This is a genomic window from Streptomyces sp. NPDC060209, assembly GCF_042728155.1.
In the GTDB taxonomy this organism is placed as follows: Bacteria; Actinomycetota; Actinomycetes; order Streptomycetales; family Streptomycetaceae; genus Streptomyces.
Genome location: NZ_JBHWZS010000221.1, coordinates 1 through 14,342, shown reverse-complemented (window position 1 = coordinate 14,342; position 14,342 = coordinate 1). Strand labels below are relative to the sequence as shown.

The following is a 14,342-nucleotide window of genomic DNA, read 5'->3' as shown; positions in this document are numbered from 1 at the left end:
GTCGAGCGGCTGCTCGTACGACTTGATGGCGCGCTCCAGGCGGCTCTCCCGGGCGACCAGCGAGACCAGCTCGATCTCCGCACCGGCGAGGTCGATGGTGGCCGGTGCGCAGAAGAGCGGGCGGCGGCCCCTCCATCCTGTGCCGCGAAGGGCGCCGCGTCCCGCTCCGCCCGCTCACGACCCGGTCCGCACCGCCGGGTCGTGAGCGACGTGGCCGGACCGGTTGTCAGCCGGCGGCGCCCACGGGGTTCGGCGGTACGACGCCGAGGGCCTCCGCGCGCTCCAGGAGTTCCCGCCACACCTTCGGCGCCACCGGCACACCGGACTGCCCGCGCTCGGCGGACAGTGCGGCCGAGCGTTCGCCCGGGTAGAAGACCCCCGAGGCACCGTCCGCGGCCGGAAGGCCCTTGAGTGTGCTGAGGGTGGCCTCCACCGCCTCGGTGAATTCCCCCGCGTCCCCGAAGGCCGCCGGGTCCACCGCGATGAGCAGTGCGTTCTGCCGGTGCTTGCGTCCCTGGGGGTCGTCCGAGTGGAAGGACGAGAAGATGGGCGCGCCGACGAGCACACTGGTGAGCAGTTCGAAGGCGAGCGACATCCCCGAGCCCTTGACGCCGCCCAGCGGCAGCGGCATGACCGCCTTCTCCGGATCGGTGGTCGGGGTGCCGTCCTCGGTGGCCGCGGCCCCTTCGGGCAACGGCGTACCGCTCGCCTTCGCCTGGCGGATCCTGCCCAGCGCGATCGTTGCCGTCGCCATGTCCAGGAGCAGCGGGGCGAGATCCGACGACGGTGCGGTCGGTACGGCGATGGCGAGCGGGCTGGTGGCCACGGCCGCGCCCTTGACGCCGGTGTAGCCCATGTTGGGCATGCCGGAGACGAAGCCGATCCCGACCAGGCCCTGTTCGGCGATCTTGGAGACGTAGTAACCGATGGCACCGGTGTGGACCGTGCGGCGTACGCCCACCGTGGCGATGCCGTTCGTCCTGGCCCGGTTCACCGCCTCCTTCGCCGCGGCGGTGAGGGCCACCGGGCCCGGCGCGCGGTCTGCGTCCAGGACGGCGGCGGCCGGCGTCGTGGACTCGACCTTGATCTCGGGCCTGGCGTTCGCCACGCCCTTGGCCAGCAGATCGAGGTATGCGGGAACGCGCGCGGTGCCGTGCGAGTCGACTCCGCGCTGAGCGGCCCATACGAAGACGTCGGCGGTGGTACGGGCGTCCTCGGCGCTCAGGCCTCCCTTCTCCAGGAGGGCGGCGGCGAATTCCAGCAGGTCCTCGGCGGGGAGGATTGTCTTGCCGGGCCTGCCCGGCTCGGTGGCGGGGGTGTCGGTCATGGTGGTCGGTGCCTCCTGGTTCAGCGGGTGACGAGGACGTCGACGACGGCGGTGGTGCCGTCGGCCACCGCCTTGAGCGCGCGCTCGAGGGCGGGGGCGAGGGCGTCGGGCGTGTCGACGGTCTCGGTGTGCATCCCGAACGGCTCGGCGAACGCCGCGAGCCTGGGCAGCCGGTGCAGGTCGGTGCCGAGCCACTCGCCCGTCTCGGCCGCCGCGCCTTCGGGGTAGAAGCGCCGGTGGTTGAGATTCATCGACTTGTAGACACGGTTGTTGAAGACGACGATCAACAGCGGCAGTCCGTAGGCGTTGGAGGCGTCGTAGGACGGGATCACCGGGTTGTAGGTCAGGGCGCCGTCCCCGACGGTGAACACCACCGGGCGTCCCTGGGCCGCGAGTTTTGCGCCGAGGGCCACGGCCATGCCCTGCCCGAGCCCGCCCTGCACGTAGAAGTAGGAGTCGGGGTCGGAGGTCTTGAGGTGCCGCTTGACGACCCGGCTGTGCGTGATGGTCTCGTCGACGACGATCGGGTCCTTGCCGTCGAGGAGCGTGCGCAGCGTCGCGGCGACCAGGACGGGGTCGATGCCCTCGGCCTGCTCCGCCTCGGCCTCGGCCCCGGCGATGGCGGCCTGCTCGGCGGCGTACCGCTCGTCCTGCGCCGCGCGGCGCAGGGCGACGGCGGCCCCGTCGAGATCCTTCGCCCGCTTGGCCAGCTGGCGCAGGGTGTTTGCGACGTTGCCTTCCAGATACCTGTCGGCGAAGAGCACCTGGTAGACGACGTGCGGCCGCTGCGGTACCTCGTCGATGACGACGATCGTGGCCTTCGAGGGGCGCCGGCTCGGCGGGTAGAAGGGGACACGGCAGTTGACCAGGAGGATCAGGTCCGCCTCGTCCATCCACGGCCCGATGTCGCTGCCGGCGTGCAGCGGGTGGTCGCGCGGGAAGTTGCCGCACACCGCCGAGTCGGGCTCGACGACCGGGATGTTCCAGGCCTCCGCGAAGGCGACGAGAGCCTCGAAGCCGCCCCCCTCACGGCCGACGGTCTCCGTGACGATGACCGGGTTCTTCGCCTCGCGGATCATCCCGGCGACGGGGTCGACCTCATCGGGGGAACTGTGCGTGGAGCCCGGTGCCACGATGGGCTTGGCCTCGCGGCCGTCCCAGTCCTCAAGGAGGATCTCCAGGGGGACGTTGAGGTATGCCGGTCCCGCCGGTGCCCGCCAGGACAGCTCCGCCGCCCTGGTGATCATGGTTGGCAGGGTGTGGACGCTGGCGGCCTCGGTGGACCACTTGGTGAAGGGCTGGGCGACGCCGTGCGGGCCGCCCACGATCGAGAGGTTGCGGTACCACTGGCCGCCCGGGTCCTGCCCTGGGCCGTCTCCGTAGGTGCTCGACTCCGAGGAGGCCACCACCATCGGGACGCCGGCGAGCAGCGCTCCGTGGATGGCCATCGAGCCCTGCAGCAGTCCGGGGGCCGCGTGCAGGAGGACTCCCTGCGGGCGGCGGGTGATCAGGCCGTAGCCGGTGGCCATGCCGACCGCGACCGTCTCGTGGGTGAGGTCGAGGTAGGCGGGGGCCGGGTCACCGTCACGGTGACGCCGGGCCAGGGACTCCCACACCGGGGCCCATTCGGACCCCGATGAGCAGAAGATGTAGTCGGCGCCGACGGCGTTGAAGGCGGAGACGACAGCGTCACCGCCGTCGACGCCTGACGTGTTGCTGCTGTCCGTCATCTCAGGTGTTTCCTCAGCCCTCGACCGGCCAGTCAAGGACCTCGCTGATGCCGCGGCCCATCATCCACTCGAGCTCCTCGGGAGTGAAGTCCCAGTGCTTGGTGAACTGCTCGATGGTGTCGGTGTAGGTGATGCCGTGGCCGAGCAGGCGGGTGATGTCGGTGCCGTAGAAGCAGCGCTGGGGGCCCATCTTGTCGACCATCTCGCGGACGTACTTCTCGATGTTCTTGTTCGGGAAGGCCTCCGTCGAGTACCCCGGCAGGGCCGAGATCTTGACGTAGATGTTCGGGTGCTTGTGCAGGTCCGCCGTCTCGGCGACCCAGTAGCCGATGGCGTCGTCGACACAGCGGGCCATGATGCCCATGTGGTCGATGATGATCTTCAGGTTCGGGTGCCTGGCCGCTATCTCGCCGAGCTCCCTCTTCCAGATCGGCGCGTGCACCATGGTCGGGATGCGCAGCTCCTCGGCGATCGGCCAGTACCAGTCGTTGGTGCCGTCGATCATCCAGTTGCGGTCCTGCGGCCGGTGGAAGGTGAGGCGCGTGCCCTTGATGTGCGGGTTCTGCGCGAAGTCCTTCAGCATGGCCGTGCCCTCGGCCTCGTCGTCCTGCGGGACGCGGGCCATGATGCCGAAGCGGTCCGGGTGGGCCTCGCACGCCTCCAGGGCGTAGTCGATGCGGTTGCCCTCCCAGGAGGGCGGGAGGATGAGGGCCCGGTTGACGCCGGCCTCGTCCATGAGCTCGAGTGCCTCTTCGTACGAGAAGGCTTCCTCGCGGTGGCCGTTGAGGCGGATCCGCTCGCGGGCTCCGGGGACCCAGGGGCGATCCGGGGCCTCTTCCTTCCAGATGTGGATCTGGGTGTCGACCACGAACATGGTGTGCCTCTTTCGTTGCGGGTGTCTCGGGGTGGTGGGGTGGTGCGAGTCAGACGTTAGAACTGGTGAGGGGTCCTTGCGCAGACCTGGGCGTGCAAGCAGTTGTTGCGCGAACAGGCAGGTCGTTCGAGGTCACACCGATCCGCCGGCGCTCGCGAACACGGCGTCGCAGATGTGTTCGGCGATCGCCATGGAGGCGGTGGCGGCGGGCGAGGGGGCGTTGCGTACGGCGGTGACGCGGCCCGTGCGGTGGATGCGGAAGTCGTCCACGAGCGAGCCGTCGGGGTCGAGCGCCTGGGCCCGTACGCCGGCCCCGCCGCGGATCACGTCCTCGGTTCCGACACCGGGCACGTACTCGCCCGCGTCCCTCATGAAGGCCCGGGTGGAGAGTGAGCCGCGGTACTCCTTGATGCCCGTTCTCCAGTGCTGGGCGGCCATCTTCCAGACGCCCGGGTAGACGGCGAGCCGGGCCAGGTCCTTCACGGACACGTCGGACAGCTTGTAGCCCTCCTTGGCGAGTGCCAGAACGGCGTTCGGGCCGACTTCGACCGAGCCGTCGACCCGGGGGGTGAAGTGCACCCCGAGGAAGGGGTAGCGCGGGTCGGGTACGGGGTAGATCAGGCCGCGTACCAGGTCGGTCCGGTCCGGTTTGAGGAGCATGTACTCGCCCCGGAAGGGGACGATCCTGGGCTCCTTGGTGTCGTGGGCGAGGCCGGCGACGGTGTCCGACTGGAGCCCCGCGCAGAGGATCAGCCGGTCGACCCGGATCCGCTCCTGGCCGGAGGCCACCTCGATGCCGTCGGGCACGTCGGTGAGGGAGGACACCGGGAAGCCGAGCTTGACCTCCCCGCCGGAGGACTCGATGTCGGCGGCGAACTGCCGCGCGATCGCCGGGTAGTCGGTGATCGCCGTACGGGGGGAGTGGAGCGCCGCGACGCCGCCGGCGTTGGGCTCGATCTCCCTGATCTCCTCCCTGGAGATCTTCCGCAGGTCGGGCACGTGGTTGTTCCTGGCCCGCTCGTAGAGCGCGTCCATGCGGCCCAGTTCGTCCTCGCGGACGGCGACGACCAGCTTGCCGATCTCCTGGTACGGGAGCTCCCGGTCCTGGCAGTACTCACGCAGCAGGGACACACCCCGTACGCACAGGCCGGCCTTCAGGCTTCCCGGCGGGTAGTAGATGCCGGCGTGCACCACACCCGAGTTGTGTCCGGTCTGGTGGGTCGCGACCTCGTCCTCCTTCTCGAACACCACGACCCGTGTCCCCGGACGGCGCAGCGCGATCTCCCGGCCCGTCGCCAGACCCACGATGCCCGCGCCGACGATGCCGATCGTCTCTTCCGCCATCGGCATCCTCCTTTCTTGCTGTGGAACCCGTGCTGTGGAACCCGTGTGTCAGGAGCCGAAGTTGAAAGCGACGGTCTTGACGCGGGTGTAGAAGCGGAGGGCTTCGGTGCCCTGCTCCTTGAAGGCCGAGCCGGAGTCGCGGAAGCCACCGAAGGGGTGGTGCACGTCCCAGCCCGTGGTCGCCGTGTTGACGGCGACCTGGCCGCAGTCGGCCTCGTCCGCGAAGCGGTGCGCGGCGCGCAGGTCTCGGGTGAAGAGGGCGGCGGCGAGCCCGAAGTCGGAGTCGTTGACCTCCGCGACGGCTTCGTCGAAGCCGTCGACGGGACGCACGACCACGACGGGCCCGAAGACCTCCTCGCGCCAGACGGCCATCTCCCGGGTGACGTCACCCAGGACGGTCGGGCTGACGTAGCAGCCGTTGGCGTACTTCGCGTCCTGCGGGGCCGTGCCGCCCGTGAGGACGGTCGCCCCCTCCTTCACCGCGCGGCCGATGTCCTTGAGGACGCTGTCGCGCCGGCCGGTGCTGACGAGCGGGCCGACGGCGGTGGAGTCCGAGGCCCCCGGTCCGAGTTCGAGCGCGGCGACCGCGTCCAGGAGCAGACCGGTGAACTCCTTGTACACGGAGCGTTCGACGAGGACACGGCTGGTGGCGGTGCACCGCTGGCCCGCCTGGCCGAAGCCCGCGACCATCAGCGCGTTCACGGCGGCCCCCAGGTCGGCGTCGGCGAGCACGACGGTGGCGTTCTTGCCGCCCAGCTCCCCCTGGAAGCGGACGTTGCGGTCGGCCAGGGACCTGCGCAGCCCCTCGCCGACGGAGTTGGATCCCGTGAAGGTGACCGCGGCGATGCGCGGGTCGTCGATCAGGGGCGCGGAGATCTTGCCGCCGCGCCCGGTGACGACTCCCAGCACACCGGCGGGCAGGCCCGCGTCGTGGAGCGCGCGGGCCAGGTGGAGGCCCGACATCGGGGTCTCGGAGGCCGGCTTGAGGACGACGGCGTTACCGGTGGCCAGCGCCGGCGCCAGCTTGCGGGCGGGGGTCAGCAGGGGGTCGTTCCACGGCGTGATGGCCAGGACGATCCCGACCGGCTCGTGGTGAAAGCTCGTGCGGGTGTCGGGACGGGCGTCGTGGATGAGCGTGCCGTATCCGTTGCGGGCGAGACCGGCGTAGTACTCGAAGAAGTCGGCGGACTTCTGGACCTCGCCGCTCGCCTCCTTCAGCGTCTTGCCGTTCTCGGCGACCACCGCCTCGGCGATCGTGGCGGCCCGCTCACGGAGCAGCCTGGCCGTCTCGTGGAAGACCCGCGCCCGGTCGAAGGGACTGGTGCGCCGCCAGACGGCGAAGCCCTTCTCCGCCTCGTCGTAGGCGCGGGCGACCTCCCCTGCGCTCAGCGCCGGCACACGGGCGACGGGGGTGCGGGTGTCGGCCGGGTCGTGGACCTGCAGCCACTCGTCGGCCGCCACCCACTGCCCGCCGAGGAGGGTTTCCATGGTGCGCATCTGGATCATTGCTCCCGTTCGACCGCGGCGCTCCGCGGTGTGCAGATGAAACGGTGTGTGGTCGTGACGACAACACAGGAAGACCGGAGGGGTGACCAGAGCCGCGGCGGCAGACATTGCTTGCACGTCACGCACGGCCCGGCGGGCGTGCGTTGTGCTGGAATCGGCACGCTCGACGCCGTACTCGACAAGGAGACCGACCCATGGCATTCGCCGTCATCGCCCACTACCGCTGTGAACCCGCCGACGAGGCCACCGTGCGTGCGGCGCTGCTGAAGATGCGGGAGCACACGCTGACCGAGCCGGGAAACCTGGCGTACGAGGTGCACGCGGACGTGGACCGCCCTGGAGGGTTCGTCCTGTACGAGCGGTACGCCGACCGGGCGGGCTTCGACGCCCACGCCGGAGCGGACTACTTCGACGAGCTGATCGTCGGCACGGTGCGGCCGCTGCTGACCGATCGGGCCGTCACCTTCGCCGACGTGCTGTAGGCCTGGCGGGCGGCCCCGGGCCGGGCCCCCGTGGGTCCGGCCCGGGCCCCCGTGGGTCAGAACTCGTTGCCCCAGCAGTAGCGGGCGAGGGTCTCCACCTGGACGAGCTTGCGGTTCTGGTCCTCGGCGCTCAGCAGCGGGCGGCCGGCGACGTCCTCGAAGCCCCTGGAGGGTGCCAGGGCCATGTCCTCCAGGTCCTTGACCTCCGCGGCGGCGTCGATCCGGGCCATGACCGCGTCGATCTCCTCGATCCCGGGATCGGTCGCGTCGACCGCCCCCAGACAGGCGTCGCGGTCCTCGGGGAGTGCCCGCAGGAGATCGAGCTCGGCGTCGGTGCCCTGGTCGTACGGCAGGATCCACCGGTCCACAGGGACGGCGGCGTACAGGCGCTCGGCGCGGGCACGGTCCACCGTTGCAGGGGCCGCCCAGCCGGGCGCCATGCCCACCCGGACGCCCTCGGGACGCTCCCCGGACGGCACGGCGAGCGCGTCGACGGCCAGGGCGTCCTCGAAGGAGAGGGCGCCCGCGTCGCCGGGTTCGCCGGCCGTGTGGGCGAGCAGGAGCGGGTTGTCGAGCTGGACGAGGCGCACGCCCCGGGAGATGAGCAGCTCGATCTCCGCGTGGATGATCTCCGCCAGCGCCTCACCGAGCTCGCGCGCCGAGGCGGGGCCGCCCGAGCCGGCCGCCTCCGCGTCGAAGCAGGTGGCGGCCAGGTAGGCGGGCGAGGGCAGGGATGCCTTGGGCGCGATCAGCGTGAGCTCACCGAGCCGGGCGGCCCAGTCCGCGAGCAGGGGGCCGTTGGCCTTCGGCAGGGACTCCGCCACCCAGCGGGTGAGACCGTCCGTCTCCTGGCCGGTGCGCCGGAAGCCGGACACCCGGTCGAGCACCGCGCTGCGGAAGTCCGCGCGCGGCAGGTCCCCGTCGGTGACGACGGTGGAGCGCAGCCTCCGCTGGAGGACCACGGCCTCCTTGACCGCCGCGAGTTCGGCCTCGTGCAGCGCTCCGGCGTCCAGCTCCCCCTGGGCCGCCCGTTCCCGGGCGATCAGCAGGGCGGCGGGACGGACCAGGCTGCCGTGGTGGTCGATGCGGTAGTTGAACGTGTCCGCCATGGCTCAGGCTTCCTTTCCGGCGGGCTTGCCGGAGACGCCCCAGGCGTCGAACTCCAGCTCGTAGCCGAGCGACTCGAGGACGTCGTCCGCGATCTGCTGGTCCTCGTCCGCGGTGCCGCCGGCGATGCCGAGGCCGCCGATGATCTCGCCGTCCCTCTTGATGGTGACGCTGCCCTCGGCGGCCACGATGGGCATGGCCGCGCCGGGCAGCTGGGAGAGCTGGGCGAAGAAGACCGGCTGGCTCTCCTGCCACTTCTTCAGCATCTTGCCGGGGCGCTGCATGACGGCGGCGGTGTAGGCCTTGGCCCTGGCTATGTCCGGGGTGAGCGGGCGCGCGCCGTCCGGGCGGCGGATGGCCACGACGAACCCTCCGGCGTCCACGACGGCGACGCTCACCGCCTTCCCGAACGCCTGGGCCCGCTTGTGGGCGGCGTCGATGATCTCTTCGGCGGCGTCGAGGCTGATGTTGCTCATGCTGCTTCCTTCGGGGCGGTGAGGGTGCGGCGAAGACGGGCGACGGCCGCGTTGTACTCCTGCGGCGTCTCCCAGTACATGGAGTGCGGGGCGCCCGGGACGATCTCGAGGTGTGACCCCTCCACCAGCTCGTGGGCGCGGGTGACCGTCTTCACGCTGATCACCGCGTCCTTCTCGCCGGCGAGGAAGGCGACCTTGACGCCCGAGTCCCGGATCTCCTCCAGGCCGGGGCCGTCGGTGTCGAGGTTGCGCAGGTCCTGCATCGTGGCGACGTTGAACGTGCCCATCTGCCGGAACAGGAAGGTGAGATCGGCACGCTCCTGCTGGAACCGCCGGGTGAGCAGGCGGTCGATGACGGGGAGCTTGACGGCCTCGGCACGGTCGGCCGCCGCCAGCTCCTTGAGCTCGGGGTGGCTGATCCCGCCGAGGGAGTGACCGAGGACCACCGAACCGACGCGCTCGGGGCGCACCAGGCCTGCGCGCAGGGCGGCGACCGAGCCGATGGACTGGCCCACCAGCATGGCGTCGGTCAGGTCCTCCTGGTCGAGGACGGCGACGACGTCTCCGTAGAAGGCCTGGCCGTCGAACTCGGCCTGGGGCGCGGCCAGCTCGGTCTTCCCGAAGCCGCGGAGGTCGAGGGTGACGACGGTGAACTCGTCGCGCAGCGCCACGATCTGCTGCCACCAGGCCGCGTGGTGTCCTCCCGAACCGTGCACGAAGACGATCGCGGGGCCACTGCCATGGCGTTCGTAGTAGATGGACGCGCCGTCGGAATCGACGTAGGGCATGAAAGGGATCTCCTTAGCGAGCGCTACGGCTCAGTTGGGGCGCCTGCCGTGGAAGACCAGCTCGATCATGGTGTGGTCGGGGTCGTGGATGTAGCAGAACTTGGACTGGTTCTCGGGGCGTTCGATGGGGCGGGTGTGGCGGATGCCCAGCTCCGTGAGGTGCTCGAGGAAGTCGTCCCAGTCGTCGACCTCGACGGCGAAGTGGTACGGCGCCATCCGGTCCATCTCCTCGACCGGGGTGAAGTGCAGGTCGAAGTTGCCGCGGGTCATCAGTACGACGCGGGTGTTGGACTTCGGCATGATCCTCTTCATCCCGAAGACCTTCGTGTACCACTCGGCGGTGCGGTCCGGGTCGGTGGTGGGGAAGTTGACGTGGTGGATGTAGCGGGGTTCCTTGCTCACGGCTTGCTGCCTTTCAGGTGCGGTGGCTCAGGGGTGGGTGGTCTCCGCCCGGACGGGGTTCGACAGGACGCCGATACCGCTGATCTCGACGTCGACGGTGTCGCCGGCCTCGATCTGGCAGGTGGACTCGGCCCCCATCCACAGGACGTCACCGGGGTGCAGGGTGATGTGCTTGGTCATCTCGACCATGTAGTCGAAGGGGTCGAAAACCATGTCGCCGGTCGGGAACAGGGCGCGGACCTCACCGTTGACCCGCAGGGTCGTGGTCTGGGCGAGTGCGTCGACGTCGGTCTCGATCCAGGGGCCCATCGGCTTGAAGGTGTCGCTGTTCTTGCTGCGCCAGAACGAGCGGTCCTCGTGCTGCCAGGTCCGGGCGCTGACGTCGTTGCCGATCGTCCAGCCGAAGAGGGCGTCCTGCGCCTCCTTGTACGAGGCGTGCCTCAGGGTCCGCCCGATGACCGCGACCAGCTCGGGCTCCGCCTCGAACCTGCCCTGGACTCCGGCGGGCTTCACGATCGCCGTGCCGTGACCGGTGAGCGCGCTGTTGGCCCGGTAGCCGGGCTCGGGCCGGTCGGGAGTGACCCCGGCCTCGTCGCCCAGCAGGCGTGCGTGCTCGATGTGGCGCCGGTAGTTCATGCCGACGGCGTAGAAGACGGGCGGTACGACGGGAGGCAGCCAGACGGCCTCGGCGAGCGGGACCGTACCGATGACCGTGGGGTCGCTCTCCAAGGGCGAGTCGGACAGCAGACGCACGGCGTCGTCCTCGACGCGGCCCCACACCGCCCGGCCGCCCATGGAGACTCTGGTGTAGCGCATGTCCGCTCAGCCGGCCAGCAGGTGCGAGACGCGCTTGGTGACGAGGTAGGCGTCGAGGCCCTCGGGGCCGCCCTCGCGGCCGTAGCCGCTGGCCTTGACTCCCCCGGACGGTGCCTCGTGGACCGATCCTCCGCAGTGGTTGATGGAGAGGATGCCGGCCTCGAACTCGCGGGTGAGGCGCTCGGCGGTGGCGGTGGAGCGGGTGAAGCCGTACGCGGCGAGGCCGTACGGCAGGGAGTTGGCGATGCGCAGTGCGTCGTCGAGGCCGCTGAAGGCGACGATCGGCGCGATCGGGCCGAAGGGCTCTTCGGACATCAGCACCGCGTCGTCGGATACGCCGGTGAGGACGGTGGGTGCGAAGAAGTACCCCGCACGGTCCGGACGTCCACCGCCGGTGCGCACCTTCGCGCCCTTGGCCACGGCATCGGCCGTCAGTGCCTCGACGGCCTTCAGCCTGCGCTCGTTGGCGAGCGGGCCCATGGTGACGCCCTCGTCGAGCCCGTCGCCGACGACGACCGCCTCGGCCGCCCGGACGAACTCCTCGGTGAATTCCTCCAGGAGGCTCTCGTGCACCAGGAAGCGGCTGGGCGAGGTGCAGACCTGGCCTGCGTTGACGAACTTCGCTGCGGCGGCCCGGCGGGCGGCGGCGACGGGGTCGGCGTCCTCGCACACGATGACCGGGGCGTGTCCGCCCAGCTCCATCAGTGACGGCTTCATCTCGGCGCCGGCGGCGGCCGACAGCAGCTTGCCGACGGGCACGGAGCCGGTGAAGGCGATCAGCCGGGTCGCCGGATGCTTGATGAGGTGTTCGGAGACCTCGGCGGGGTCACCGAACACCAGGTTGAGGACTCCCGCGGGCACACCGGCGTCCTCGAAGCAGCGGACCAGCCGCACGGCGGTTCCGGGCGTCTCCTCGGAGGCCTTGATGACGATGGAGCAGCCGGCGGAGAGCGCTGCGGCGATCTTGCGCATCGGTCCGCCCGCGGGAAAGTTCCACGGGGTGAACGCGGCGACGGGGCCGACCGGCTGGCGGCGCACGGTCAGCAGGGTGCCCTGCTCGGAGGGAATCACCCGGCCGTAGGCGCGGCGGGCGTCGTCGGCGTCCCAGCGCAGGGCTCCGGCGACGCGCTTGGCCTCCCCGCTCGCCTCGCGCAGCGGCTTGCCCTGTTCCAGGGTCATGATCCGGCCGACCTCGTCGCTGCGGGAGACCAGCAGGTCGGCGGCCTTGTGGAGGATTGCCGTCCGCTCGGCGACCGGGGTGTCGCGCCAGGTCGCGAAGCCGGCGGTGGCCGCCTCGGCGGCGCGGTCGAGGTCCGCGACGGTGGCGAGCGGTACCTGTCCGATCACCTCCTCGGTGGCCGGGTTCAGCACCGGTGCGGTGCGTCCGGTAGCTCCCTCGCACCATTCGCCTGCTATGTACATGCGGATGGCGGGGTATTCGTGGTTCGTCGTCATGGGTGCGTGTGCCCTCTCACGCTCGGCGGGTGGGGTGTCAGGAGGCGGGGTTCCCGGGCGTGTCACGGGAGCTGCGCAGGGTCCAGATGTGGTGCGGCGGGGTGGTCTCGTGGACGCGTGTCCCGTAGGAGTCGTCGACCCTGTCCATGTCCGCCGCGTACTCCACGCGGCCTCCGCAGGGTGCGTGGATGAAACGGAAGACATTGGAGCCGACGGTGTGCCGGCCGAGCCTGCGGGCTTCCGTCCACCCCTGGGCGATCATGTGGTTGCCGCCCTCGATGACGTCGTCGAAGCCGGGGACCTCGTAGGACACGTGGTTCACCCCGGCCCGGTCGGGGCGGTGGCACAGCAGGAAGTTGTGCTGGTCGTCGTCGCCCTCGCACTGCATGAAGGTGCCCATGGGCTTGACGATGTCGGTGGGCCTGAAGCCGAGTCGGTCGACGTAGAACGCGACGGCCTGCTCCTGTCCCGCCTTGGGGATGTTGAGGGCGACGTGGCACATGCGCAGCGGTCGCACCCGGCCCACGGGGCCGAGCGACTCGTTCCAACGGCGCACGCTGCCCGACACGTTCGGCCGGCGCACCTCGGGCGCGGGCAGTTCGCGCGGCCGGGCGAGTGCGAGGCCCAGGCCGAAGCCCGTCTCGTCGACGCTGTGGTGGGTGCCGTCGTCGGTGGTGGTGACCTCGCGGTCCGCGGCGACCGCGGCCACGAGTGTCTTCAGCTGCTCCGGGGTGTCGACGCCCCAGACGACTTCCCGGATGGTGGGTGAGTCCTCGAGAGGAGCCGGCAACGACGGGGCGGGGGTGGTGTCGAGGTGCAGGGTCTGCCCTACGAGCGTCTCGAACGAGGCGCGTTCGCCGGTACGGTCCACGAGTGCGAGGCCGAAGTCCTCGAAGAAGCGCACGCACTGATCGAGATCGTCGACACCGTAGGTCACCGATTCGATTCTCTGGATTCCCATGAACTCCTCTTTCCTGGGCCGCGTTCGCGGACCTGCGCAAACGCCGCTCAGCTGATCGTAATTTTCGGTTCCGGACGCCTCAACGGTCCCGGAGCACCGAGGTCGCAATCGCTGGTTGCGCACCCCGTCACGTCATCAGGTGAACGGGCCGCGGCCCGTTCACCTGGTGATGGCGGCGATGGGATTGCTGGAGAACCACTGGGTGAGAAAGTCCAGGAAGACGGTGACCTTCCGCGGGGTGTCCTGCCCGGGGCCGTAGATCGCGTAGAGGGGCCTGTCGGGCACCGCCAGTTCGGGAAGCAGGACCTGGAGCGCGCCGGACACCAGATCGTCGTACGCCGACCTCTGTGGCAGCAGCGCGATCCCACGGCCGTGCACGGCCGCCTTCTGCAGGGCGATGTAGGAGTTGGACGAGAAGGCGACGTTCCGGATCTTGTGCAGCGTGCTCGCGTGGCCGTGGCCGATCCGCCAGACCGGGTCGTTCACATGGACGAGGCAGTCGCGCGCCGCGATGTCGTTCGGATGGCCGAGGGTGCCGTGCCGCTGGAGGTATTCCTCCGAGGCGCACAGGACGAACGGCAGCGAGGAGACCTTCTTGAGGCGGACGCTGGAGTCCCGCAGATCTCGCGTGTGAAAGGCGACGTCGAATCCGCTGTCGAGGAAGTCGTAGGTCCGGTCGGACATTCCGCCCAGCTCGAAGCGCACCACTATTTTCGGGTGCGCGGCGGAGAAGGCGGCGATGGCGTCCCCGAGATCCAGGCTGCCGATCCACTTGGGACAGATGATGCTGAGCGAGCCCTCCGCCCTGTCGTGCCGCTGCGCGATCGTGGAGTCCTCCGCCTCGATCTCCTCGAGTATGCGTGCGGAGAACTCGGCGTAGCGCAGGCCGGGTTCCGTGAGGCTCACGGAGCGGGCCGTGCGGTTGACCAGGCGGACGCCGATCTGCCGCTCCAGTTCCGCCACGTGGCGCGAGACCAGCGACCCCGATGAGCTCAGCAGCTTGGCCGCTCCGCTGAAGCTGCCTACGTTGGCGACGGTCACGAAGCTTCGCATGAGAAGCAGACGGTCCATGAT

14 protein-coding genes and 1 pseudogene are annotated in these 14,342 nt (G+C 70.3%); 1 reads left to right on the top strand and 14 read right to left on the bottom strand.

Features of this window, described 5'->3' with window-relative positions:
* The 6 genes and pseudogenes from ACFWFI_RS31255 to ACFWFI_RS31230 form a co-directional block, all read right to left on the bottom strand.
* A pseudogene (locus ACFWFI_RS31255) lies at nucleotides 1–117 on the bottom strand (ParA family protein); the annotation flags it as partial.
* A 109-nt stretch (nucleotides 118–226) separates the two neighbouring features.
* Nucleotides 227–1,327, bottom strand: coding sequence for an Ldh family oxidoreductase (locus ACFWFI_RS31250; RefSeq protein ID WP_387396677.1), 1,101 nt, complete (start codon nucleotides 1,325–1,327; stop codon nucleotides 227–229).
* A 20-nt stretch (nucleotides 1,328–1,347) separates the two neighbouring features.
* Nucleotides 1,348–3,057, bottom strand: a complete 1,710-nt coding sequence (locus ACFWFI_RS31245) for a thiamine pyrophosphate-dependent enzyme (RefSeq protein ID WP_387396675.1) — start codon at nucleotides 3,055–3,057, stop codon at nucleotides 1,348–1,350.
* 13 nt (nucleotides 3,058–3,070) lie between these two features.
* On the bottom strand, nucleotides 3,071–3,931 hold the full coding sequence (locus ACFWFI_RS31240) for an amidohydrolase family protein (RefSeq protein ID WP_387396673.1): 861 nt from the start codon (nucleotides 3,929–3,931) through the stop codon (nucleotides 3,071–3,073).
* A gap of 132 nt (nucleotides 3,932–4,063) precedes the next feature.
* Nucleotides 4,064–5,275, bottom strand: coding sequence for an L-2-hydroxyglutarate oxidase (gene lhgO / locus ACFWFI_RS31235; RefSeq protein ID WP_387396671.1), 1,212 nt, complete (start codon nucleotides 5,273–5,275; stop codon nucleotides 4,064–4,066).
* Nucleotides 5,276–5,323: 48 nt separating this feature from the next.
* Nucleotides 5,324–6,772, bottom strand: coding sequence for an aldehyde dehydrogenase family protein (locus ACFWFI_RS31230; protein WP_387396669.1), 1,449 nt, complete (start codon nucleotides 6,770–6,772; stop codon nucleotides 5,324–5,326).
* A gap of 203 nt (nucleotides 6,773–6,975) precedes the next feature.
* Here ACFWFI_RS31230 and ACFWFI_RS31225 point away from each other — a divergent pair, with 203 nt between their 5' ends.
* The gene (locus ACFWFI_RS31225) at nucleotides 6,976–7,263 is read left to right on the top strand and encodes a putative quinol monooxygenase (protein ID WP_387396667.1); all 288 of its coding nucleotides are present in this window, start codon (nucleotides 6,976–6,978) and stop codon (nucleotides 7,261–7,263) included.
* A 56-nt stretch (nucleotides 7,264–7,319) separates the two neighbouring features.
* Here the strand turns inward: ACFWFI_RS31225 and ACFWFI_RS31220 are convergent, their stop codons facing one another.
* The 8 genes from ACFWFI_RS31220 to ACFWFI_RS31185 all read right to left on the bottom strand — a co-directional run bounded on the left by ACFWFI_RS31220 (nucleotide 7,320) and on the right by ACFWFI_RS31185 (nucleotide 14,339).
* Nucleotides 7,320–8,372, bottom strand: coding sequence for a methionine synthase II (cobalamin-independent)-like protein (locus ACFWFI_RS31220; protein WP_387396665.1), 1,053 nt, complete (start codon nucleotides 8,370–8,372; stop codon nucleotides 7,320–7,322).
* A 3-nt stretch (nucleotides 8,373–8,375) separates the two neighbouring features.
* Complete coding sequence (locus tag ACFWFI_RS31215) at nucleotides 8,376–8,846, bottom strand: GlcG/HbpS family heme-binding protein (RefSeq protein WP_387396663.1); 471 nt, start codon at nucleotides 8,844–8,846, stop codon at nucleotides 8,376–8,378.
* The gene (locus ACFWFI_RS31210) at nucleotides 8,843–9,634 is read right to left on the bottom strand and encodes an alpha/beta fold hydrolase (protein WP_387396661.1); all 792 of its coding nucleotides are present in this window, start codon (nucleotides 9,632–9,634) and stop codon (nucleotides 8,843–8,845) included. The genes ACFWFI_RS31215 and ACFWFI_RS31210 overlap by 4 nt, the downstream gene beginning before the upstream one ends.
* 30 nt (nucleotides 9,635–9,664) lie before the next feature.
* Nucleotides 9,665–10,036, bottom strand: a complete 372-nt coding sequence (locus tag ACFWFI_RS31205; RefSeq protein ID WP_387396659.1) for a VOC family protein — start codon at nucleotides 10,034–10,036, stop codon at nucleotides 9,665–9,667.
* A gap of 27 nt (nucleotides 10,037–10,063) precedes the next feature.
* Nucleotides 10,064–10,852 (bottom strand): fumarylacetoacetate hydrolase family protein, encoded by a 789-nt coding sequence (locus tag ACFWFI_RS31200; protein ID WP_387396657.1) that lies wholly within the window; start codon nucleotides 10,850–10,852, stop codon nucleotides 10,064–10,066.
* Nucleotides 10,853–10,858: 6 nt separating this feature from the next.
* Nucleotides 10,859–12,307: an NAD-dependent succinate-semialdehyde dehydrogenase gene (locus ACFWFI_RS31195; RefSeq protein WP_387396655.1), complete on the bottom strand. Its 1,449-nt coding sequence runs from the start codon at nucleotides 12,305–12,307 to the stop codon at nucleotides 10,859–10,861.
* 37 nt (nucleotides 12,308–12,344) lie between these two features.
* Entirely contained in the window at nucleotides 12,345–13,268 is a 924-nt protein-coding gene (locus ACFWFI_RS31190) for a VOC family protein (protein WP_387396653.1), read from the bottom strand.
* A gap of 159 nt (nucleotides 13,269–13,427) precedes the next feature.
* Entirely contained in the window at nucleotides 13,428–14,339 is a 912-nt protein-coding gene (locus ACFWFI_RS31185; protein ID WP_387396679.1) for a LysR family transcriptional regulator, read from the bottom strand.
* Nucleotides 14,340–14,342 lie beyond the last annotated feature (3 nt).

Bases quoted from the DNA above. Each gene is read 5' to 3' on its own strand.
- ACFWFI_RS31250 (WP_387396677.1), bottom strand. From the start codon at position 1,327: ATGACCGACACCCCCGCCACCGAGCCGGGCAGGCCCGGCAAGACAATC.
- ACFWFI_RS31245 (WP_387396675.1), bottom strand. From the start codon at position 3,057: ATGACGGACAGCAGCAACACGTCAGGCGTCGACGGCGGTGACGCTGTC.
- ACFWFI_RS31240 (WP_387396673.1), bottom strand. From the start codon at position 3,931: ATGTTCGTGGTCGACACCCAGATCCACATCTGGAAGGAAGAGGCCCCG.
- lhgO (WP_387396671.1), bottom strand. From the start codon at position 5,275: ATGGCGGAAGAGACGATCGGCATCGTCGGCGCGGGCATCGTGGGTCTG.
- ACFWFI_RS31230 (WP_387396669.1), bottom strand. From the start codon at position 6,772: ATGCGCACCATGGAAACCCTCCTCGGCGGGCAGTGGGTGGCGGCCGAC.
- ACFWFI_RS31225 (WP_387396667.1), top strand. From the start codon at position 6,976: ATGGCATTCGCCGTCATCGCCCACTACCGCTGTGAACCCGCCGACGAG.
- ACFWFI_RS31220 (WP_387396665.1), bottom strand. From the start codon at position 8,372: ATGGCGGACACGTTCAACTACCGCATCGACCACCACGGCAGCCTGGTC.
- ACFWFI_RS31215 (WP_387396663.1), bottom strand. From the start codon at position 8,846: ATGAGCAACATCAGCCTCGACGCCGCCGAAGAGATCATCGACGCCGCC.
- ACFWFI_RS31210 (WP_387396661.1), bottom strand. From the start codon at position 9,634: ATGCCCTACGTCGATTCCGACGGCGCGTCCATCTACTACGAACGCCAT.
- ACFWFI_RS31200 (WP_387396657.1), bottom strand. From the start codon at position 10,852: ATGCGCTACACCAGAGTCTCCATGGGCGGCCGGGCGGTGTGGGGCCGC.
- ACFWFI_RS31195 (WP_387396655.1), bottom strand. From the start codon at position 12,307: ATGACGACGAACCACGAATACCCCGCCATCCGCATGTACATAGCAGGC.
- ACFWFI_RS31190 (WP_387396653.1), bottom strand. From the start codon at position 13,268: ATGGGAATCCAGAGAATCGAATCGGTGACCTACGGTGTCGACGATCTC.
- ACFWFI_RS31185 (WP_387396679.1), bottom strand. From the start codon at position 14,339: ATGGACCGTCTGCTTCTCATGCGAAGCTTCGTGACCGTCGCCAACGTA.